The sequence below is a fragment of the Intrasporangium oryzae NRRL B-24470 genome (assembly GCF_000576595.1).
GTDB classification, from domain to species: domain Bacteria; phylum Actinomycetota; class Actinomycetes; order Actinomycetales; family Dermatophilaceae; genus Intrasporangium_C; species Intrasporangium_C oryzae.
Genome location: NZ_AWSA01000010.1, coordinates 1 through 21,796 on the forward strand (window position 1 = coordinate 1; position 21,796 = coordinate 21,796).

Sequence of the window (21,796 nt, forward strand, 5' to 3'; positions counted from 1 at the left end):
CGACGGTGAGGCGCTGGGTGTTCTGGCTCGTGGTCATCGGGACTCCTCGGCGGTGGTGAGCTCGGACGTGAGCTCGGACGTGAGCTCGGCGGTGGCGGGTGCGGGGACGGCGGAGCTGCCCGCGGCGAGCAGGGCCTCCACCTCGGCCGAGGTCGGCATCGCGGTGGAGCACTCGAGCTTGGAGGCGACGATCGCCCCGGCGACGTTGGCGAAGGACAGGACGTGGCGCAGGTCCCACCCGGAGAGCAGGCCGTGGCAGAGGGCCCCACCGAACGCGTCACCGGCCCCGAGCCCGTTGACGACCTCGACCGGGAAGGGGCCGACCTCGACCCACTCGCCGCGCGTCGCCGCGAGGACGCCCTTCGGGCCCTGCTTGACGATCGCGAGCTCGACGCCGCGCTCGAGGAGGGCGTCGGCGGCGCGGTGCGGGTCGGTCTCACCGACGGCGACCTCGCACTCCTCGCGGTTGCCGACGGCGACCGTGACGTGCTCGAGGGCGGCCCCGACCTGGCGGCTCGCCTCGGCGGGGTCGTCCCAGAACATCGGCCGGTAGTCGAGGTCGAGGATCGTGTGGCGCCGCCGGCCACGGGCCTCCCAGGCCCGGAAGTGGGCGGCGCGGCTCGGCTCCTGCGACAGGCCGGTCACGGTCGACCAGTAGACGCCGGCCTCGCGGATCGCGTCGAGCGGCAGCTCGTCGGCCTCGATCATGAGGTCGGGCGCCGTCGGGTAGCGGTAGAAGTAGAGCGGAAAGTCGTCGGGCGGGAAGACCTCGCAGAACGTCACCGGGGTCGGCGGTCCGGCGACCGCGCTGACGAAGGCGTCGTCGACCCCGAAGCCGCGCAGCGCCTCGTGGATGTAGCGGCCGAACGCGTCCTGGCCGGTGCGGGTGATCAGGGCCGTCCGGTGCCCGTGCCGGGCCGAGGCGACGGCGACGTTCGTCGCGCTGCCGCCGAGGAACTTCTCGAACGTGCGGACCTTCTCGAGGCCGACGCCGTGCTGGAGCGGGTAGATGTCGACGCCCGTACGGCCGATCGCCACGACGTCGTATGCCGCCGGGCCGGGTCCGTCCTGGACGCCATCCGCCGCGGCGGGTGCGGTCGCTGCGTCAGCCGGCTGAGCGGCATACGGGCTGGTGGGGGTGCTGGTGCTGTCGGTCATGGCGCTCACAGGTCCGGGATCTCGTCGAGGGCGACGAGGCGCCCCTCGTGGCGGGAGAGCTCGCAGGCGTCGGCGACGCGGAAGGCCTGGAGGGCGTCGGCGACGGTGCACTGCGGGACGCAGACGCCGCGGGCGACGTCGACGAAGGCCCTCAGCTCGGCGCGGTACGCCGGGCGGAAGCGGTCCATGAAGGACCAGTGCTGGGGACCGCGGGGGAAGTCGACACCGGGCTCGGCGCTGCGCATGGCGAGCGAGTGGTCGAGCCCGACGGCCATGGTCCCGGCGCTGCCGGCGACCTCGAGGCGGACATCGTGCCCGCCGCCGTTGTACCGGGTGGCGGTGAGGCTGACGAGGGTGCCGTCGTCGAGGGTGAGGACGGCGGCCGCAGTGTCGACGTCGCCCGCCTCCGAGAAGAACGTCGCGCCGCGGTTGGCGCCCGTCGCGTAGACACTGACGACCTCGCGACCGGTGACGAAGCGGATGATGTCGATGTCGTGGACGCTGCAGTCACGGAAGAGCCCGCCGCTCGTCGGGATGTAGGAGGCGTGGGGCGGGGACTGGTCGCCCGTCACCGCGCGGATCGTGTGGACGAACCCGAGCTCCCCCTCGCGCAGCGCCGAGGCCACGCGACGGTAGCCGGTGTCGAAGCGACGCTGGAAACCGACCTGGACCGGCACGTCGGAGCTCTCGACGAGCTTGGCCAGCTCGACCGTCTCGGCAAGGGTCGCCGCGACGGGCTTCTCGCAGAAGGTGGGCACGCCCGCCTCGACGCCCTGGCGGAGGAGCGGTGCGTGGCCGGGGGTCGCGGTGGCGATGACGAAGCCGTCGACACCCGAGGCGAGGAGGTCCTCGGGGGTCTCGGCGAACTCGACGCCGAGACGCTGCGCGACCTCCTTGGCGGCCTCCGGGACCGCGTCGGCGACGACGACCGAGTCGACGACGTCGAGATCGCGGATGGTCTCCGCGTGAAAGGCGCCGATGCGGCCGACGCCGGCGAGGCCGATGCGCATGTGCACTCCCTGGGCACTTGAAGGGGTGGTGGTCGAGGACCGTGCTGCACCGACCGGGCAACGCCGTCCTGTCGCCACGATCGTCGCGAGGAAGGGCTCCCCCTGTCAAGCCTTTGTTAGGACATTCTGATGTTTGGTCAAATGCTTGACATGTCCATATCACGTCAGCCATCCTCCAAGTGCCGGCACCGTCGCCGAGTCGGAGAGCGAGGCTTCGGACCACCGGCCCCACGGATTCGCGGACCGCCGCGAGCCACACCACACGACCTTCGGGTCGCCGAGACACACAAAGTCGCGCCACTCCGGCGATCGCGCCATCGCGACACAACGAAAGGACTCAAAGATGACTCCGACTCGAGCTCGCAGGGGCTTGACCGTTGCCGGCGTCGTTGCCGTCGTCGCGATCGCCGCGGCGGCCTGCAGCGGCGGGGGCGCCACCAACACCACCTCGACCGGAGGGGGCGGTGGCGGCGGCGGGAACAGCGGCTACACCTTCGCCATGATCACCCACGAGACGCCCGGCGACACGTTCTGGGACCGCATCAAGGCCGGCGCCAACCAGGCCGCCAAGGACACCGGTTCCACCCTCAAGTACTCGTCAGACCCGGATGCCGCCAAGCAGGCGGTGCTGATCCAGAACGCCATCGACTCCAAGGTCGACGGCATCGCCACGACCCTGGTCACCCCGGACGCACTCATCCCCACGATCAAGAAGGCCATCGCGGCCGGGATCCCCGTGGACACCTTCAACTCGGGCATCGACTTCTTCCAGCAGGCCGGAGCGCTGACGCACTTCGCCTCCAACGAGAAGCTGGCCGGTCAGGCCGCCGGCAAGCGGGCCGCCGCGGCGGGCGCCACCAAGATCCTGTGCACCATCCAGCAGTCCGGGTCGGTGGCCCTGGAAGACCGCTGCGCGGGCGTGAAGGACACGTTCCCGAACACGGAGAACCTCCAGGTCAACGGCGCCGATGACGCCGCCGTGACCACCGCCATCCAGGCCAAGCTGACCGAGGACAAGTCGATCAACTGGATCGTCACCCTCGGTGCACCGCAGGCCCTCGACTCGATCAAGGCCGCCCAGGGCGCCGGTAGGGCGGACGTGAAGATCGGCACGTTCGACACCAACCCGGACGCGGCTCAGGCCGTCCAGGACGGCAAGATCCAGTGGTTCATCGACCAGCAGCCCTACCTGCAGGGCTACATGGCCATCACCCAGCTCTACCTGTACAAGAAGAACGGCAACGTGCTCGGCGGCGGCCAGGCCGTGCTGACCGGCCCCTCCTTCGTCGATAAGACGAACATCGCCCAGGTCATGCCGTTCATCAAGAACAACACTCGATAACCGCCTCCAGGGGGCCGGGCCGTCGAGTCAGACCAGGCAGCCCGGCCCCCACCGAACAGCACTGGAGCTGTCATGAGTAGCACTTCCGTCAAGACCGACCCGTCTCCCCCGGCCCCCAGCGAGGCGTCGAACCGGGTCACCCTCGGCTGGACCAACCGGCTGCTGGCACGTCCCGAGATCGGCGCCCTCGTCGCGGCGGTCGTCATCTTCATCTTCTTCCTCATCGTCGCGCCCGCCTTCCGCACCCCGGCATCCTTCTTCACCGTGCTCTACCAGTCCTCGACGATCGGCATCGTGGCCGTCGCGGTCGGCATGCTGATGATCGGCGGCGAGTTCGACCTCTCCGCCGGCGTCCTGGTCACCACCGCCGGGCTGTTCAACGCGATGTTCTGCTACCAGCTCGGGATCAACCTGTGGGTCGGGGCGATCCTGTCGCTGGTGCTCTGCCTGTGCATCGGGTTCCTCAACGGCTACCTCGTCATGAGGACCGGGATCCCCAGCTTCCTCATCACCCTGGGCACCTTCTTCGTGCTGCAGGGCGCCAACCTCGGCGTGACCAAGCTCGTCACCGGATCCGTGTCCAGCCCGAACATCAACCAGATGGCTGGCTACAGCTCGCTGAACTGGCTCTTCGCCAACGAGTGGGAGATCGGCTCCGTCACGCTGTCGATCACGGTCGTCTGGTGGTTCCTGTTCGTCGCAGTCTCCGCCTACGTGCTGCAGCGCACCAAGATCGGCAACTGGATCTACGCCGTCGGGGGCAACGCCGCCTCGGCTCGCGCGGTCGGCGTCCCGGTGACCCGGGTCAAGGTCGGCCTCTTCATGACCGTGTCCTTCCTCGGCTGGTTCGCCGGCATGCACTACCTGTACAACTACAACACGCTCCAGGCCGGCAACGGCGTGGGCAACGAGTTCCTCTACATCATCGCAGCGGTCGTGGGCGGCACGCTCCTGACGGGCGGCTACGGCAACGCCATCGGCGTGGCCATCGGCGCCTTCATCTTCGGCATGACGAGCCTCTGCATCGTCTACGCCGGGTGGGACCCGAACTGGTTCAAGGCCTTCCTCGGCGTCATGCTCCTGCTCGCCGTCATGGTCAACCTCTACGTCAAGAAGCTATCGACATCACGAAAGGTCGGCTGACATGACTGACACCCTGCACGAGCACGCGGACCCGCACCTCAGCGCGGGCGAACCGCTCGTCGAGATGCGCGGGATCGGCAAGACCTACGGCGCGATCCGGGCCCTCAAGGGCATCAACCTCACGGTCCGTGCGGGCGAGGTCACCTGCGTGCTCGGGGACAACGGCGCCGGCAAGTCGACGCTCATCAAGATCATCTCGGGCCTGCACCCACACAACGAGGGGACGATGAAGGTCGACGGCAAGGAGGTGTCGTTCAGCTCGCCGCGAGAGTCTCTCGCCCATGGCATCGCCACGGTCTACCAGGACCTCGCCGTCGTCTCCCTCATGGAGGTGTGGCGAAACTTCTTCCTCGGTTCCGAGATGGTCGGCAGCAGGGTCCCCTTGGCCCCGCTGAAGATCAACGACATGAAGCGCATCGCCGACGAGGAGCTGCGCAAGATGGGCATCGTCGTCAAGGACATCAACCAGCCCATCGGCACGCTCTCCGGTGGTCAGCGCCAGTGTGTCGCGATCGCCCGGGCCGTCTACTTCGGCGCGCGAGTGCTCATCCTCGACGAGCCCACCGCCGCCCTCGGCGTCAAGCAGTCGGGTGTCGTGCTCAAGTACACGGCGGCCGCACGCGACGCGGGGCTCGGCGTCGTCTTCATCACCCACAACCCACACCACGCGTACCTCGTCGGAAACCACTTCGTCATCCTCAAGCTCGGCGAGGCGGTCCTCGACAAGAAGCGCTCCGAGGTCGCCCTCGACGAGCTGACGCGCCAGATGGCGGGCGGCGACGAGCTCACCGAGCTCTCGCACGAGCTGCAGGGGTCGGCGTCGTGAGCGGCGCACCCGAGCCGGAACGGAGGTAGGGCCATGAGCGTCGCCGTGGCACACCATGTCGCTCCGACAGGGGGACCGGCCCTCGTCCTCGGCGCGAAGGAGGCCGCGTTCCGGTCGACACCGCTCGTCGTCATCCACGTCGCCGAGTCGCTCGACCAGGACATCGCCGAGGCGACCCGTGCAGGGATCTCGGACGCGGTCGAGAAGGCCCTGGCCGAGGCGAACGTCGGCCACGTGGACTGGGACCTGCGCCTCGTCGTCGCTGGGACCGACGTCGCCGAGGTCTCGAGCGCGATCCTCGACGAGGTCAAGAAGGTCGGGCCCGAGGTCCTCGTCATCGGCGCGCGGCGGAGATCACCGGTCGGGAAGGCCTTCCTCGGCAGCGTCACCCAGACGATCATCCTCGAGGCGGACCTTCCGGTCTTCGTCGTCAAGAGCTCCCGTTGACCCGGGCGTCCCATCGCCGTCGGCGCTCTCCCGACGGCGATGGGACGGCCGCTCTCACGTCAGTTTGTGCGCACATGCTGACGTCCACCTCCCCTCTCATGCGCTGGATAGGGTTTCCGCCATGGCGAAGCAGATCGACGTCCGGATCGACCGCGACACACCCGTGCCGCTCTACCACCAGCTTGCCCAGCAGCTGGAGGCCGCGATCACGAGCGGCGAGCTCTCCCCCGGCGAGGCCTTCGAGAACGAGATCGCCATGGCCGACCGGCTCGGCCTGTCCCGTCCGACCGTTCGGCGCGCCATCCAGGAGCTCGTCTCCCAGGGCCTGCTGCTGCGCCGGCGCGGGCTCGGCACCACGGTCGCCAGCCGTCAGATCCACCGCCGGGCCGAGCTGACGAGCCTCTACGACGACCTCAAGCGCGAGGGCGCCGGGGACCCGCGCACGCAGGTCCTGAGCCACGAGGTCGTCACCGACACCACCGCAGCGACGGCGATGGGCGTGCCCCTGGACACGCCGCTCCTGCGGATCGTCCGGCTCCGGAGCGACGGCGACCACCCGCTCGCCGTGCTGCGCAACTGGCTGCCACCGGCATACTCCGACATCACCGTCGAGCAGCTGACGACCTCGGGCCTCTACGCGCTGCTCCGCGACCGCGGCGCCCGCCCGGTCGTCGCCCACCAGCGGATCGGTGCGCGCCCTCCGTCGGCCGACGAGCGGCGGCACCTCTGCCTCCGGGCGTCGCAGCCGGTGCTGACGATGACGCGCACGGCCTTCGACGCGATGGGCAACCCAGTCGAGTACGGCGACCACTGCTACCGCGCCGAGGACTACTCGATCGAGGTCATGCTCGACGAGCGCTGACCCCACTCCCGGTCGATGTTTCCGCGGACCGTACGGGGTCCTGCGAAACATCGACCGGCGAGAAGGGTCGGGGCTAGAGGGGCTTGAGAACGTCGAGGCCGAGGAACGGGCGCAGCGCCTCGGGCACCCGGACCGAGCCGTCGGGCTGCTGGTGGTTCTCGAGGATGGCGACGAGCCACCGGGTCGTGCCGAGCGTCCCGTTGAGCGTGGCCACCGTCCGCGTCCCCGACCCGTTGGGGTCGCGCTCGCGCGTGTTGAGGCGCCGAGCCTGGTACGTCGTGCAGTTGGACGTCGACGTCAGCTCGCGGTAGCGGCCCTGCGTGGGCACCCAGGCCTCGCAGTCGAACTTGCGCGCGGCCGGACCGCCGAGGTCGCCCGCCGCCGTGTCGATGATCCGGTAGGGAACCTCGATCTTGGCGAGCATCTCGCGCTCCCAGTCGAGCAGGCGCTGGTGCTCGGCCTCGGCGTCCTCCGGCCGGCAGTAGCTGAACATCTCGACCTTGTGGAACTGGTGCACGCGGATGATGCCCCGGGTGTCCTTGCCGTGCGACCCGGCCTCGCGGCGGTAGCAGGCCGACCAGCCGGCATAGCGCTTGGGGCCCGTCGAGAGGTCGATGATCTCGTCCGCGTGGTAGCCGGCCAACGCCACCTCGGAGGTGCCGGTGAGGTAGAGGTCGTCGGCCTCGAGGCGGTAGACCTCCTCGGCGTGGGCGTCCATGAAGCCGGCGCCGACCATGACCTCGGGACGTGCGAGCGTAGGCGTGATCATCGCCGTGAACCCGGCCGCGGTCGCCTGAGCCATCGCCATGTTGAGCAGGGCGAGCTCGAGCAGCGCGCCGACGCCGGTGAGGTAGTAGAACCGGGCGCCGCCGACCTTGGCGCCGCGCTCCATGTCGATGGCACCGAGCAGCTCTCCGAGCTCGAGGTGGTCGCGCGGCTCGAAGCCCTCGGCCGCGAAGTCGCGGGGCGTCCCGACCGTCTCGAGCACGACGTAGTCGTCCTCGCCGCCGACGGGAACGCCGTCGATGATGACGTTGCCGACCTTGCGCAGCAGCGCGGTCAGCTCGGTCTCCGCCTCGGCGGCCATCGCCTCGAGCCCCTTGACGCGCTCGCTCAGGTGGGCGGCCTTGGTCCGGGCGTGGTGCGCGGCGGCCTCGAGCTCGGCGGCGTCGGGGTCGCCCGCCTTCTTCGCCTTCTGGAAGCGGCCCATGAGCGCGCCGACGTCCTTGCTCACCGACTTCTGCTCGGCGCGCAGCGACTCGAACTCACCGAGGGACGATCGCCGACGCTCGTCGGCGGCGAGGATCGCGTCGACGATCCCCGGGTCCTCTCCACGGGCCAGTTGCGAGGCGCGGACCCGGTCGGGTTCGTCGCGCACGAGCTTGATGTCAATCACGCGGGCCAGCCTATCGGCGCGCGCACGTCGAACGCCCACCCCGTATGCCGCCCACCTCCTCCCCGACGTGCGCCCCCGCCCGCCCAAGTGACGCTGGGCGAGCCGGCCCGGGACGAATTCCGGTGGACGGATCGGGCCGAGCGGCATACGGTTCCACCCGTGTGGATCTCCTGACGCAACCGACCCCGCCCACGTGACCTGAAGTCCGTGGGGCACCGACCGTCCTTCCAGGAGAAGCATGTCCACCACCCTCACCATCTCCGGCCTCGACGTCGCCTTCGGCGCGCGCACCCTCTTCACGGGCCTCGACCTCACCCTCGCGGACGGCGACGTGACCGCGGTCGTCGGGCCGAACGGCTCCGGCAAGTCGACCCTGATGCGCACGATCGTCGGCGAGCTGGGCATCGAGTCCGGCTCGATCCGGCTCGCGCCGCGCGATGCGACGATCGCCTGGCTGCCGCAGCTGTTGCCGGACCCGACCGAGACGCTCCTCGCCTACGCGCGGCGCCGGACCGGCGTCGAGGCCGCCGACATCGAGCTCGAGTCCGCCTCGGCGGCGCTCGCCGACGGTCGACCGGGCTCCGACGAGCGGTACGCGAGCGCCCTCGAGCGCTGGCTGGCCCTCGGCGCGGCCGACCTCGAGGAGCGCCTCCCCGACGTCGCGGCGCGGGTGGGCCTCGACGTCGACCCGAGCCGGCCGCTCGGCACCCTCTCAGGCGGGCAGGCGGCCCGCGCCTGCCTCGTCGCCGTGCTTCTCAGCCAGTACGACGTCCTCCTCCTCGACGAGCCGACCAACAACCTCGACGCCCGTGGGCTCGAGCTCATGGCCTCGTTCGTCCGGTCGCACACGGGGCCCGTCCTCATCGCGAGCCACGACCGGACCTTCCTCGACGCGGTGACGACGAACGTCGTCGAGCTCGACCTCCGCCAGCAGCGGATCAGGCACTACACGGGGAACTACAGCGACTTCGTGGCCCATCGCACGCTCGCCCGCGCGCAGGCGTGGGAGGCCTACGAGGGGTATGCCGCCGAGCGCGACGCGCTCCTCGCACAGAGCCGCCAGCGCCGCGACTGGGCCGAGAAGGGCCGGCGCAACGTCGCCACGGGAGGTGAGACCGACAAGCACATCAAGGAGAAGCACCGGGCTCGCGCCGACCGACAGGCGGCCAAGGGCGCCCGGATCGAGCGCGCCGCCGAACGCCTCGACGTCATCGACCAGCCGCGCAAGGAGTGGCAGCTGCGATACACGATCACCGAGGGTCGCCCCTCCGCGGACGTCGTGGCCACGCTGGCGGAGGCCGTGGTGGACCGCCACGACTTCCGCCTCGGGCCGGTCAGCCTCGTCGTGGGCCGTGGCGACCGGATCGCCGTCGTCGGCGACAACGGCAGCGGCAAGTCGACGCTCCTCGGCGCGCTCCTCGGCGAGCTGCCGCTCGCGTCGGGCCGCCAGTCGCTCGGTGCCCGTGTCTCGGTCGGGGTCCTCGACCAGCATCGCGGGCTGCTCGACCGCGACGACCCGCTCGTCGACGTCGTGCGCGCCGCGCTCGGCCCCGCCCGGGCGACGGGACGCGAGTGGAACCTCGCCGACGTCCGGACCCTCCTGGCGAAGTTCGGGCTCGGGGCCGAGCACGTCGCACGGCCGGCGCGGAGCCTCTCGATGGGCGAGCGGACCCGCGCCCTGATGGCCCTCTTCCAAGGGCGGGAAGTCAACGTCCTCGTCCTCGACGAGCCGACGAACCACCTCGACGTCGACGCGATCGAGCAGCTCGAGGCCGCGGTGGCGGCCTTCTCGGGGACGGTGCTCGTCGTCAGCCACGACGCGAGCCTGCTCAGCGGCATACGCCTCACGCACCGGTGGCATGTCGCGGACGGCCACGTCACCGTCGAGACCCTCTGAGCCGAGGCATCGGAGGGGCCCGACGGGTCCCGAGGGGTCAGGTCGTCGAGCGGGTGCGGCTCCAGCGCCAGATCGCCGTGACGATGAGGGCGCCGACGATCGAGCCGATGATGCCGCTCGGCCGCAGCTCGAGGCCGTCGCCCGCGACGAGGCTCGCGAGGAGACCGCCGACGAAGGAGCCGACGAGCCCGGCCACGATCGCCATGGTCCAGTCGATGCCCTTGGAGCCGCGGCCGAGGATGAGCTGCGCCGCCGCACCGACGAGCATTCCGAACAGGATGATGCCGATGATGAGCATGCCGCGAGCATAGGCGGCAGACGGGACGCGCTCTCGGTGAATCGCCGAACGACGTATCCCTTCGCTGCCCTCCCCTCGCGGCACGATCTGCGCCACGCTGGGCACATGCCAGCCACGACCGTCGTCCTGTTCGGCGCCACCGGTGACCTGTCGAAGCGCAAGCTGCTCCCCGGCCTCCTCCACCTGCACGAGGCCCAGCTGCTCGAAGGGCTGCGCGTCGTCGCGACCTCGCTCGACGAGCTGACCCGCGAGGAGTTCCTCGACCTCGTCTTCGCGTCCGTCCGCGAGCACAGCAGCCACGACGTCAGCGACGCCGACCTGCAGGAGTTCGCCGACCGGATCCACTGGGTGCCTGGTAGCGCCGGGCCGCAGGGCATCCGGGCCGCCGTCGCCGAGTCGGAGGCGATCCTCGGGACGGACTGCTGGCGGCTGCACTACCTCAGCGTGCCGCCCAAGGCGGCGCTCGCCGTCGTCCACCAGCTCGCCGAGGCCGGGCTCGTCGAGCGCAGCCGGATCATCATGGAGAAGCCGTTCGGCACCGACCTCGCGAGCGCCAGAGCCCTCAACGCCGAGCTCCACGAGGTCTTCGACGAGGAGCAGATCTTCCGCATCGACCACTTCCTCGGCAAGGAGGCGGCCCAGAACATCCTCGCCTTCCGCTTCGCCAACGGGCTCTTCGAGCCGATCTGGCACCGCAACCACATCGACCACATCCAGATCGACGTCCCGGAGACGCTGGGCCTGGCGCAGCGCGCCGACTTCTACGAGGGCACCGGCGCCTACCGCGACATGGTCGTCACGCACCTCTTCCAGGTCCTCGCGTTCACGGCGATGGAGCCGCCCACGGCCCTCGAGCCGGGGGCGATCAGCGAGGAGAAGAACAAGGTGTTCCGGTCGATGTCGCCGATCGAGCCGTCCCACGTCGTGCGCGGGCAGTACGTCGGCTACCGCGACGAGCCGGGGGTCGCGCACGACTCGCAGACCGAGACCTTCGTCGCGCTCAAGTGCTTCGTCGACAACTGGCGCTGGGCCGGCATCCCGTTCTACCTGCGCACGGGCAAGCGGATGGCGGAGGGCGCCCGGATCATCTCGATCGCCTTCAAGGAGCCGCCGCGCTCGATGTTCCCGCCGGGGTCCGGCGTCGGCGACAACGGCCCCGACCACCTCACGTTCGACCTCGCCGACAAGTCGCGGATGTCGCTGTCGTTCTACGGCAAGCGTCCCGGGCCGGGGATGCGGCTCGACAAGCTCTCGATGCAGTTCTCGATGCACGAGACCGACTGGGCCGGCTCGGTCCTCGAGGCCTACGAACGGCTCATCTACGACGCGGCGCGCGGCGACCGGACCCTCTTCACGTCGGCCGAGGGCATCGAGCGCCTCTGGGAGATCAGCCAGCCCCTCCTCGACCAGCCGCCCGTCGTCCGTCCCTACGACGTGGGCACCTGGGGCCCCAACCAGATCCACCAGCTCGTCGCGCCGTTCACGTGGCGGCTGCCCTTCGAGCGCCGTTGGCGCGACCCCAACCCGATGGGCGTCTGAGCGGACCCCCGGACGCCCGCCGTCCGGCATACGGCAGGGACGGGGGTATGCCGCTGAGTGGGCACGCGCGACCGCGTTCCCTGCGCGTCCCCTGGATGTCGTCGTGTGCGTCGCCGTCGATGAGGTCCGGACAGGCCCGTAAGGCTGCGAAGGACCCCGGCGGGGTGCGAACGATGCAGGTGAACTCTCGGTGCGCCCGTCGGGAATCACTGGCGACGGGGTCGGGGCCGTGCCATAGTGCCAATGAGCCGCAATGGCGTCCCCGGGGGGTCCAAGGCTTGCCCCACGTGCCACGGGGGACGTCCGTGCCGTGGGGAGGGGCCATGCTGGACGAGCGGTCGTTCGGCGGGCCGTCGGGTCTCGGCCGGGGTGGGGCCCCGAAGCGTCACATCCCTCGCCTGTCGACCCGAACACTGAACCGGGACCGGCTGCCGGTCCCCCAACCGCTCCAGTCCGCCCGCGAACGAGACCAGGGCACGGTCGTGCTCGTGGCCGGTGCGGTCGGTGCCGGAAAGACCTCCCTCCTGTCGTCATGGTCCGCGCAGCTGCTCGCTCGGGGCGACGGCGTCGGCTGGGCCTCGCTCGGTCGTGAGGACAACGACCCGCACGTGCTGTGGGGCACGGTCCTCGACGCCGTGCGGGACGCGACGGCCCGGCGGCCGGGCGTCCGCCCGCTCCCAGCCGGACTCGGCGACTGGGACGTCCCCGTCGACCCCGACCCGGACTTCGTCGGCCGGGTGGCCTCGGCCGTGGCGACGACCGGCGACGACATCTGGCTCCTCCTCGACGACGTCCACGTCGTCCGCGATCCTCGCTGTCTCGAGACGCTCGACCTGCTCCTGCGCTGGGCCCCGGCCAACCTCCACGTCGTGCTCGGCGCGCGGGCCGACCCCGCCCTGCGCATCGCGCGGCTGCGCATCGAGGGACGGCTGGCCGAGGTGCGCGACCATGACCTCCGGTTCACCGTCGCCGAGACCGCCAGCCTGCTCCTCGGCCATGGCATCGCCCTGAGCCAGGGCCAGCTCGCGACGCTCCACCGGCTGACCGAGGGCTGGGCGGCCGGGGTCGGCCTCGCCGCGCTCTCGCTCTCGACCGGACGCGACCCCGACGCCTTCCTCAGGGCCTTCGCGAGCGACGACGGCGCCATGGCCGGCTACCTCATCGACGAGGTCCTCGGCGGCCTGAGCGAGGACCGCCGCGACTTCCTGCTCGCGACGTGCGTGCCCGAGCGCCTCACCGTCGAGCTCGCAGGGCGCCTGTCGGGCCGGGACGACGCGGGCGCCGTGCTGCGCGAGCTCGCGGCCACCAACTCCCTCGTCACCGCCTCGACGACGGGCCTGTCGACCCACGGCCCGAGCAGCGCTCCGGTCGGCGCGGGGGTAGAGGTCGACACCGGGGACGGCAGCTCGCTCGCCCGGACGACGGACGAGACGGCAGGCGACCAGACGGGAGGCGACGAGACGGCAGGGGCCGCGACGGCCGGCCCGGTGGACTTCCCGGCGGACGGCGCCGACGAGCTCCCCGAAGGGATCCACGAAGAGGTCCCCGAGCGCCGCGAGCCGGAGGACATCGGGGCTGGCACGAGCTACCGCTACCACGCCCTGCTGCGCAGCTACCTCCGCGCCCGGCTGCAGGCCGCCAGCCTGAGCCGGTCGAGCCGGATGCACGCGGAGACGGCGGTGTGGTTCGCCGAGCGCGACCTCGCTGCCGACGCCCTCGACCATGCCGTCGCCTCCGGGCGGGCGGAGCTCGTCCGCGGCATGCTCCACCGGTATGCCCTCGGGCTGCTCCTCGACGGACGGTTCGCGACCGTCGGCCGCGCCCTGACCCGTGCGCCGGAGGACGTGCGACGACAGCCGGCCGTCGTCGCCCTGGCCGCGCTGACGAGCCTCGAGTCCGGCGACCTCGGGACTGCCGAGATGCACCTCGCGGCCCTGGCACGCGCCCGCGAGGTGACCGACGAGGCGGCCGCCGTCGCGGACGAACCGCATGTCGCCTACGAGCCCCTTCCGGTCGACCGGCTCGTCGCCCTGGCCCATCACCACGCTGCCCGCCTCGCCGGACGTCCGGACCCTGGCGCCACCGAGGTCTCCGCCACTGGGTGGGACTCCGGCTTCGGGGCGGCCTTCGCCCCGAACCTGCGTGACCTCGAGCTGATGGAGCGGATCCAGACCGCGATCACCCTGCTCAGCCGGGGCCGGACGCCCGAGGCGGCCGTCATGCTCGAGTCGGCCATGGAGACGGCCATCCGGACCGGCCACGACCACGCCGTCATGGCGTGCAAGGCGGGTCTCGCCGGCGCGGCCGCCGTGGCCGGCGACCTCGACGCCATGGAGCAGTGGGCCCTCCGTGCCATCGCCTACGCCTCCCCCCGGGGATGGGCCGCGTCACCGAAGCTGCTCATGCCCTACGTCCTCGCAGCGTCGGCGGCTCACGAACGCTACGACCTCACCCGGGCCGGTCGCCTCATCGACCTTGCCGCCGCCATCCTCGACGGAGCGGGCCCCACAGTGGGCGGACGGACACCCCGGCAGGGGATCGACCTCGACCCCGAGATCATCCGTGGCGTGCGATCCGTGGCTGCCTCGGTCGGGTTCGCGCTCGCCGAGGACGACCCCGCCCGGCGGCGCGACATCGTCACAGCTCGTGCCGAGTCCATCGCCGAGCTCGGCCCGGTCACGGGCCCGACCGGGCACGCACCGCTGACCGCGCCCCTCGCTGCCTATGAGCTCACCGAGCAGCACCGAATGGCACTGATGACCGGCCAGCTCACCGTCGCCACCGCCGTCGAGCACCTCGCGGCCCTCCGCCCGGAGCTCGAGGGCGACCTCGCCGTCATGCGCGCCCTCCACGCCCTGCGCCTCGGCCACCAGGCCGAGGCCCGAGCGCAGAGCAGCCCTGTGACGAGCGGCCTGGTGGTGCCCATGCTCGTCACGGCGACGATCAGCGCCTGGCTCGTCGAGGTGACCGTCGCCCTGCGCAACGACCAGCCGACCGTGGCCCACGAGGCGCTGCTGACCGCGCTCGACCTCGCAGCCCCGCGACACGGCATACGCATCCTGCTCCAGGTCTCCAGCGAGGTCGTCGACGCGCTCCGTGAGGCCCGGGGCCGTTTCGGGAAGCACGAGGACTTCGTCGACGAGGCCCTGGCCGTCGCCGGACGCGCCGCAGGAGAGGAGCGGACACTGCTCGCCGACGGCCTGCAGGGCGCCCCGCTCCTCAGCCCCCGCGAGCTGTCCCTCCTGCGCGACCTCCCCTCGATGCTGACCGTGGCCGAGATCGCCCGGGCCCGGGCAGTCAGCCCCAACACCATCAAGACCCAGCTGCGGTCGCTCTTCGAGAAGCTCGACGTGACGACCCGGCGCGACGCCGTGGCCACCGGTCGGCGGGCCGGACTCATCTGAGGCGCGCCGCAGTCGAGGTCCTCCGCGGGTCGGAGGTGCTCGGGGATGAGAAGGTCAACGGCCCGGTCGCCGCGACGTGGATGAGCCCCTCAGATGGCCTCGACCACGGCGGTCAGGTCCCCACCGGCGTTCCCCGTGTTGACGACGCCGGCCGGCTCGAGAAGCAGCGCCTTCACGTGGCCGTCGGCCCGGGGGCAGTGCTCCACGCCGCGCGGGACCACGAACAGCTGACCCGGTCCCAGGGTCACGTCCCCGTCGCGCAGCTGGATGGTCAAGGTGCCTTCGATGACGAGGAAGAGCTCGTCGGTGTCGTCATGGGTGTGCCAGACGAACTCGCCCTGCACCTTCACGAGCTTGACCTCGTAGTCGTTGAGCCTGGCCACGAGCTTGGGCGACCAGAGATCCGAGAAGAGCTCGAACTTCTCGGCGAGGTCCACGACATCGGTGCTCATACGCCCAGTGTGCCGTCGACGGCGGCTGCTCGTCGGGGTGGCGTCCCGGGTGGCGACGTCCGGTCCGTCAGCCAGCAAGGGCGGCGATCTCGGGCGGGTACTCGACCCGCCCTCGCACGAGCGGGTCGTAGCCGGACAGCAGGTACACCTGAGCGGCCTCCGGGGGCGCCCAGTCCGGCAGCTCGAGGGCGATCCCATGTGCCGGGGCGAACGTGAACCCGAGCCGCCCGTAGAAGCGGGGGCTGCCCTCGAGGACCACGAGCGGCTCGCCGCGGCGGTCCGCCTCCTCAACCGCGGCGCGCACCAGAGCCGAGCCGATCCCTCGCCCCTCGTACTCAGGCGCCACGGCGAGCGGGGTCAGGGTCAGGATCTCTCGCCGGTTGCCTGCATCGTCGACCAGGTCGGTGCCGCTCAGCATGACGTAACCGACGACACGGTCGTCGGCCCGGGCGACGAGCGCGAACCCGGCCCGGTAACGCGGCGACACGCGGATGGCCGCGACCATGTCGGCCACCTTCGGCTCCTTCGCGAACGCGCGGCGCACGACCTCGTCCACCGCGGCGTGGTCGGCAGGCAGCTCGGCGTCGATGACCAGATCGTCCACAGCGGCACGCTAGGTCCCCCTGCGGCCCCCGCGCCACGCGTTTGTCGGTTTCGCCGGGCCGATCGGGTCGTGTCACCTCTCAGGGGTGAGTCGCCGGACGGCCGGCGCCCTCATGATGTGAGGTGCCGAGCGTGGGCTCGGCACAGCGAGGGATGACCAACGACGACCCGTCCGGAGGTGTCATGCGCTACGAATTCGTCCTCGCCGAGCGAATCCCCGAGACGGCGCGGGCCGCGTTCCCCGAGCTCGAGAAGTCCGACGTGCTCGTCGCCCAGACCGGCACCGTCCTCTACGGCCCGGTGACCGACCAGCCGCACCTGCACGGCCTGCTCGACCGGTTTCAGGACCTCGGCCTGACCGTGGTCGAGATGCGCCAGCTGCCCGACTGAGGGCGCGACCGAGGGCGCGACCGGGCGGTTGTGCGCCCAGCCGGGCGAGGCTGCGCCCGACCGTGCGCGCCACGCCGAATGACCCCGACGGAGCCTGGCCGAGCCGGTGGCGCTCACACCATGAGGGTGATGCAGGGGGCCGTCCAGCGGGTGATGCTGCAGTCCGACACAGTCGAGGAGGTCCGCGTGGAGGACGACCCCACAGGTCCGGTCCCCGGGGCCATGGACCCGGAGGCCACGCCCTCCGGCGACGCCGTCGACCCTGACGCCGGGCTCGGGGTGGCGCCCGAGGAACCGAGCGGCCGGGCGCTCCTCGCGATGACCCTGCGCATCGGGGTCACCGTCGCGGGCCTCTGGTACTTCAGCCGCGTCGTCCGACGCATCGACTGGGCCCAGGTGTGGGAAGCCGTCCGTGACATCACCTTCGCCCAGTCGGTCGTCCTGCTCTGCATCGTCGCCGTGCGTCAGGTCTTCAACGCCGCGCCGCTCGCGCTCTTCGTGCCTCGCCTCGGACTTCGCCGCGCGCTCGCGAACGACCTGTCGGCCAACCTGGTCGCGACCGCCGCGCCGCCTCCGGCCGACGTCGTCCTGCGCATCGCGATGATCCGCTCGTGGCGGATCCCGGTCGCAGACGGGGTCGGCGGGATCACCCTCAACACGCTGACGTACTACGTGGCCCGGTTCGGCGCCCCCGTGCTCGGCCTCCTCCTCGCCTTCGCGGTGGGGCAGGTCCAGCCGTCGTTCGCCTACACCGCCCTCGTCAGCGGGGCGATCAGCCTGGCCGTCGTCATCGGGCTCGCCATTGCGACCCGCGGGGAGGCAGCGGCCTCGAAGGCCGCCCGCCTCGTCGCCACGCAGGTGCGCCGCGTCGCGTCCAAGGTCAACCCGGACGACTGGGCGCGCCGAGCCACCGAGTTCGTGTCCCACGTGTCCGACCGGCTGCGCGCCCGGAGCCTCTCGGCGGGGGCGTGCCAGTTCGGCCTCGTCCTGACCGAGGCCCTGCTCCTGCTCGTGTCGCTCCGCTTCGCCGGTGTGCCCGCGAGTGTCGCGACGGCGGCGTCGGTCTTCATCGCGTTGCTCATCAGCTACCCGCTCACGGCCCTGCCGTTCGCGGGAGTGGGCGTCCTCGACGCCTCGGTCCTGGCGATCCTCGGGCTCGACCAAGGCCCGTACGAGGCGACGGCCGTCGCAGGCATGGTGGTCTTCCGCACCTGCTGGGTGCTCGTGCCACTCGCCCTGGGCACGATGACCGTCGCGTGGTGGCGCCGGACCTACGGCGCCACCGTCGAGGAGGCCTCCGATCCGCCCGACCCGCCCGAGGCGCCACGGGGGGAGCCGATCACCCCGTGAGGGGGAGGCCGGCGTGCCGAGTCCGGTCCTAGCGTCACGTCATGCGCCCGAAGAGCCTGGCCGCCCTCGCCGCCGCCGCGTCCCTCGTCCTGGCCGGTTCGGCCTGCTCCCAGTCGAACGAGGCGGTCGACGCCCGCATCGCCAACCCGCTCCGCGGTAACAGCGTCAACGCGATGGTCGGCGACATCCGGCTGCTCGCGACCCGGGTCGAGGCGCCGAGCGACAGCGTCCATCTCACCAACGGCAACGTCGGGCTGTTCACGACGTTCGCCAACGACGGCAACGCACCCGACCGCCTCGTCGCCGTCAGTACCGTCTATGCCCGCCAGGTCGTCCTCCGCGACGGCCTCGGCGGCCCCGACGCGCCCATCTCGGTCCCCGTGCCGGCGCGGGGCGTCGCCTCCCTTCAGTATCCGGGCGGCCTCCACCTCGAGCTGGTCGACCTCAAGTTCGACGTCCGGGGAGGCAGCTTCCTGCCGGTCAGCTTCCGGTTCGAGAAGGCCGGGTCGATCACCGTCAACGTCTTCGTCGAGGGCTTCTCCCTCGCCACCGTCTCGCCGGTCACCCCGAGCTCGAGCTGAGCGCCGGGCCCGTCGCCACCGAGGTCCCAGGATCCCCAGGGGCAACGGGCGGAACCGGCCTCGACGAGAACAGGTTGAGCCCCAGCGCGGCCGACAGGTCGCGGGTGATGAGCTGGCCCCGCACGCTGTTGCCCGCCGCGTCGAGCCGGGGCGACCAGGTCGCCATGCCGCCCTTGCCCGGAGCCACGGTGACGATCGCGCCACTGACGCCGCTCTTGCCGGGAAGGCCGATGTCGTGCAGCCAGTCGCCCGAGAGCTCGTAGAGGCCGGCCGTCGCCATGACGGCGAGGACGCGCGCGCACGTGTCGGCGCTGACGACGCGCACTCCCGTGACCGGGTTGACGCCCCCGTCGGCGAGCGTCGCCCCCATGACGGCGAGGTCGTGGACGTCCACCCGGAGCGAGCACTGGCGCGTGTAGAGGTCGAGGGCGACGTCCGGGTCGGAGTAGACCCGGCCGTAGCTGTGCAGGAGGTGGGCGATGCCGCGGTTGCGCCCGTTGGTGCGTGACTCGCCGTCGTAGACCTCCTCGTCGACGTCGAGGTCACGCCCGGCGAACCGAGACAACCCCTCGTGCAGCCAGCCCCACGCCGCGTCGGCGCCCCGGTCCGCCCCGGCGAGACGGAGCGCAAGGCTCGTCGTCGCGATCGCCCCGGCGTTCACCATCGGGTTCATCGTCCGCTGCTCGTTGAGCTCGACCGCCATGACGGAGTTGAACGGCATACCTGTGGCGTTGACCCCGAGCAGGGTGTGGACCTCCGCCGGCCCCAGCGCGTCGTGGACGAGAGCGAGGACGAACGGCTTCGAGACGCTCTGGATCGAGAAGCCCGTCCCGACGTCGCCGGCCTCGACGCTCTCGCCCGCGACCGAGACGACGGAGACCGCGCAGGCGTCCGGATCGGCCTTCGCGAGCGTGGGGATGTAGGTCGCGACCGAGCCGGTGTCGTCACCGCGGTGAGCGGCATACGCCTCGGTGACGAGCCGCCCGACCTCGGCACGGCCCGGCAGACGGCCGGTGGAGACGCGGCCGGCCGCGACGTCGGGCCACGGGTGGTCGACCATGTCAGAACCTCCACACGAGCGGGATGACGGCGAGGGAGACGCCGAGCCAGAGGAGCATGACGGGCAGCCCGAGCTTCCAGTAGTCGCCGAATCGGTAGCCCCCCGGGCCCATGACCATGAGGTTCGCCGGGGTCGAGATCGGCGTGAGGAGGGCGGCCGCTCCCGCCACGGCGATGAGCATGAGGACGGGCTGCACGGACACGTGCGTCTCCTGGGCGGCCGCGACGGCGATCGGCGTGACGATGAGGACCGTCGCCGTGTTGCTGATGACCTGTCCGATGACCCCCGTGAGGACGAAGAGGGCGACGAGGAGCAGGTAGGGCCGTCCGCTGCCGACGATGTCGATGAGCCGCCCGGCCACGGCGTCAGCAGCGCCGCTGGTGCGGATCGCGGTGGAGAGCGGGATGAGGCCCCCGATGAGCACGACGGTCTGCCAGGAGACGGCCCGGTACGCCTGGCTCGACGTGATGACCCGGAGGAGCACCATGGCCGTCGCCGCCGCGAGCCCCGCGATCGCGGGAGGCACGAGGCCGAGCGCGAGCGCGACCACCATGGCGGCGAGGACGGCGATGGCCCGCCCCGACCGGGGACCGAGCGGCACGGCCTGCCGGCGCACGAGGTCGGGCGAGTCGACGAGGAGGACGTCACGGTCGTCGACGAGGGCGTCGATCGCCGGCCACGTCCCGTGGACGAGGATGCTGTCCCCGGGTGCGACCTCGACGGGGTTGGCCCCGACGTCCTTGCCGAGCCGGCGGATCCGGAGCACGACGATCTCGTTGCCGCGCATCTGGCCCGGGAAGAGCTCCTCGCCGACGAGCGGCGACCGGGGCGGGACGACCACCTCGCTCACCCCCACCTCGCGGGTCATGAGCGCGCCGGACGCCGTCGTGACGGGCCGCATCGCCACCGCGAGGCCGCCCTCGACGACGAGCCGGCTCACCGCGTCGGAGGCTCCCGTCACGACGAGCACGTCGTCCGGCTGCAGGGCCTGCGACGGCTCGAGACGCTCCCCGCCGGCACGCCCCTCCGCGCCCGTGTGACGCTGGACCCCGATGAGCCCGACGTCCGGGTGGCCGAGCGGCCCGGTCGCCTCGACCTCAGCGACGGTCACGCCGACGAGCGGGGACGTCGGGCGCACGCGCAGCCGGTAGAAGCCCCCCTCGAGCTCGTAGTACTCCGCGAGCCGCCCGGCGTGCCTGCTGAGGTCCCGGGGCGGCGGGCCGACGACCTCACGGGGCAGGACCCGCGGCCCGACGACGAGCGCCACGAGGATCGTGCCGACGACGAGGGGCACGCCGACGACGGTGAACTCGAAGAAGCCGAACCCGTCGCCGCCCGCCTGCTGCGCCGCCTCCGAGACGATGACGTTGATCGGGCTGCCGGTCAGGGCGAGGAGCGAGCCCGCGCTTCCGGTGAAGACCATCGGCATGAGCATGCGCGACGGGGAGACGCCGATCCGGACCGCGAGCACGAGCACCATGGGCAACAGCGCGGCGACCGAGCCGTTGAGGGTGATGACGGCCGTCAGCAGGGCGCAGAGCCCGAGCACGGCGACGAAGAGTCGCGTCGTCCCCTCCCCGACGAGGTCGATGAGCCGCTGCCCCGCCCACGTGGTCACCCCGGTCGCGTCGATGGCCTCGCTGACGATGAAGAGCGAGGCGATGAAGACGACCACCGGGTCGCCGAAGCCGGAGAGGGCCTCCTCCGCGGACACGAGCCCGGTCGCGTACAGCGCGAGCGCCGTGAGGATCGCGACGACCCCGACGGACAGGCGGTTCCAGACGAACAGCGCGACCGTCGCCGCCAGGATGAGCAGGCTCGTCGTCGCGGGGCTCACGTCGCCGCTCCCCGTGCTCCCCGGGCTCCCCGTGGTCCGAGCAGGTCCATGCGGGTCATGCGACCTCCCAAGGATCAGCGCGCCGGGACGTTCGCTCGACGCTAGCGACGGGCGTTCGTGGCCGACTTCACCCTGACGGGGTGACACCCCGCGCGGGCCGGATGCCGCATCACGTCCGTATGCCGGGTGGCTCGGCCTCGC

General features: G+C 71.6%; 19 protein-coding genes. 11 read left to right on the forward strand and 8 right to left on the reverse strand.

Features of this window, described 5'->3' with window-relative positions:
• Window positions 1-33 precede the first annotated feature (33 nt).
• Both iolC and N865_RS05985 read right to left on the reverse strand, forming a co-directional pair.
• Window positions 34-1,158, reverse strand: a complete 1,125-nt coding sequence (gene iolC, locus N865_RS05980) for a 5-dehydro-2-deoxygluconokinase (protein WP_245603686.1) — start codon at window positions 1,156-1,158, stop codon at window positions 34-36.
• 5 nt (window positions 1,159-1,163) lie between these two features.
• A complete protein-coding gene (locus tag N865_RS05985; RefSeq protein ID WP_034802868.1) occupies window positions 1,164-2,168 on the reverse strand; it encodes a Gfo/Idh/MocA family protein in 1,005 nt (334 codons plus the stop codon).
• Between the two features lie 343 nt (window positions 2,169-2,511).
• On the opposite strand from N865_RS05985, the gene N865_RS05990 reads away from it, so the two are divergent.
• The 5 genes from N865_RS05990 to N865_RS06010 all read left to right on the forward strand — a co-directional run bounded on the left by N865_RS05990 (window position 2,512) and on the right by N865_RS06010 (window position 6,788).
• Entirely contained in the window at window positions 2,512-3,510 is a 999-nt protein-coding gene (locus N865_RS05990; protein WP_034802871.1) for a substrate-binding domain-containing protein, read from the forward strand.
• Window positions 3,511-3,582: 72 nt separating this feature from the next.
• The gene (locus tag N865_RS05995; RefSeq protein ID WP_034802874.1) at window positions 3,583-4,653 is read left to right on the forward strand and encodes an ABC transporter permease; all 1,071 of its coding nucleotides are present in this window, start codon (window positions 3,583-3,585) and stop codon (window positions 4,651-4,653) included.
• A 1-nt stretch (window position 4,654) separates the two neighbouring features.
• Window positions 4,655-5,479, forward strand: coding sequence for an ATP-binding cassette domain-containing protein (locus N865_RS06000; protein WP_034802877.1), 825 nt, complete (start codon window positions 4,655-4,657; stop codon window positions 5,477-5,479).
• Between the two features lie 33 nt (window positions 5,480-5,512).
• Entirely contained in the window at window positions 5,513-5,926 is a 414-nt protein-coding gene (locus N865_RS06005; protein WP_034802880.1) for a universal stress protein, read from the forward strand.
• A 121-nt stretch (window positions 5,927-6,047) separates the two neighbouring features.
• Entirely contained in the window at window positions 6,048-6,788 is a 741-nt protein-coding gene (locus N865_RS06010; protein ID WP_034802883.1) for a GntR family transcriptional regulator, read from the forward strand.
• A gap of 73 nt (window positions 6,789-6,861) precedes the next feature.
• On the opposite strand, the gene serS is transcribed toward N865_RS06010, so the two are convergent.
• Window positions 6,862-8,184 carry a serine--tRNA ligase gene (serS, locus tag N865_RS06015; protein WP_034802886.1) on the reverse strand — a complete coding sequence of 441 codons (1,323 nt, stop codon included), beginning with the start codon at window positions 8,182-8,184 and terminating at the stop codon, window positions 6,862-6,864.
• A 238-nt stretch (window positions 8,185-8,422) separates the two neighbouring features.
• Between serS and N865_RS06020 the strand changes: the two genes are divergently transcribed.
• Window positions 8,423-10,081 carry an ABC-F family ATP-binding cassette domain-containing protein gene (locus tag N865_RS06020; RefSeq protein ID WP_034802889.1) on the forward strand — a complete coding sequence of 553 codons (1,659 nt, stop codon included), beginning with the start codon at window positions 8,423-8,425 and terminating at the stop codon, window positions 10,079-10,081.
• Between the two features lie 37 nt (window positions 10,082-10,118).
• On the opposite strand, the gene N865_RS06025 is transcribed toward N865_RS06020, so the two are convergent.
• Complete coding sequence (locus N865_RS06025) at window positions 10,119-10,379, reverse strand: GlsB/YeaQ/YmgE family stress response membrane protein (protein ID WP_034802892.1); 261 nt, start codon at window positions 10,377-10,379, stop codon at window positions 10,119-10,121.
• 105 nt (window positions 10,380-10,484) lie between these two features.
• Here N865_RS06025 and zwf point away from each other — a divergent pair, with 105 nt between their 5' ends.
• Window positions 10,485-11,918, forward strand: a complete 1,434-nt coding sequence (gene zwf, locus N865_RS06030) for a glucose-6-phosphate dehydrogenase (protein WP_034802895.1) — start codon at window positions 10,485-10,487, stop codon at window positions 11,916-11,918.
• Between the two features lie 323 nt (window positions 11,919-12,241).
• Window positions 12,242-15,322: a LuxR C-terminal-related transcriptional regulator gene (locus N865_RS23245; protein WP_034802898.1), complete on the forward strand. Its 3,081-nt coding sequence runs from the start codon at window positions 12,242-12,244 to the stop codon at window positions 15,320-15,322.
• 89 nt (window positions 15,323-15,411) lie between these two features.
• On the opposite strand, the gene N865_RS06040 is transcribed toward N865_RS23245, so the two are convergent.
• Both N865_RS06040 and N865_RS06045 read right to left on the reverse strand, forming a co-directional pair.
• A complete protein-coding gene (locus tag N865_RS06040; protein WP_034802901.1) occupies window positions 15,412-15,774 on the reverse strand; it encodes a cupin domain-containing protein in 363 nt (120 codons plus the stop codon).
• 67 nt (window positions 15,775-15,841) lie between these two features.
• Window positions 15,842-16,378, reverse strand: coding sequence for a GNAT family N-acetyltransferase (locus N865_RS06045; RefSeq protein WP_034802904.1), 537 nt, complete (start codon window positions 16,376-16,378; stop codon window positions 15,842-15,844).
• A 131-nt stretch (window positions 16,379-16,509) separates the two neighbouring features.
• Here N865_RS06045 and N865_RS06050 point away from each other — a divergent pair, with 131 nt between their 5' ends.
• The 3 genes from N865_RS06050 (at window position 16,510) to N865_RS21630 (ending at window position 18,698) form a co-directional block, all read left to right on the forward strand.
• The gene (locus N865_RS06050; RefSeq protein ID WP_245603687.1) at window positions 16,510-16,767 is read left to right on the forward strand and encodes a hypothetical protein; all 258 of its coding nucleotides are present in this window, start codon (window positions 16,510-16,512) and stop codon (window positions 16,765-16,767) included.
• Window positions 16,768-16,953: 186 nt separating this feature from the next.
• On the forward strand, window positions 16,954-18,117 hold the full coding sequence (locus N865_RS06055) for a lysylphosphatidylglycerol synthase transmembrane domain-containing protein (RefSeq protein ID WP_169735706.1): 1,164 nt from the start codon (window positions 16,954-16,956) through the stop codon (window positions 18,115-18,117).
• Window positions 18,118-18,158: 41 nt separating this feature from the next.
• Complete coding sequence (locus N865_RS21630) at window positions 18,159-18,698, forward strand: copper chaperone PCu(A)C (protein WP_051510254.1); 540 nt, start codon at window positions 18,159-18,161, stop codon at window positions 18,696-18,698.
• On the opposite strand, the gene glsA is transcribed toward N865_RS21630, so the two are convergent.
• Window positions 18,679-19,758 carry a glutaminase A gene (gene glsA / locus N865_RS06065; RefSeq protein WP_051510255.1) on the reverse strand — a complete coding sequence of 360 codons (1,080 nt, stop codon included), beginning with the start codon at window positions 19,756-19,758 and terminating at the stop codon, window positions 18,679-18,681. The two genes, N865_RS21630 and glsA, sit on opposite strands and share 20 nt — an antisense overlap.
• Window position 19,759: 1 nt before the next feature.
• Entirely contained in the window at window positions 19,760-21,595 is a 1,836-nt protein-coding gene (locus N865_RS06070; RefSeq protein WP_034802909.1) for an SLC13 family permease, read from the reverse strand.
• Between the last annotated feature and the right edge of the window lie 201 nt (window positions 21,596-21,796).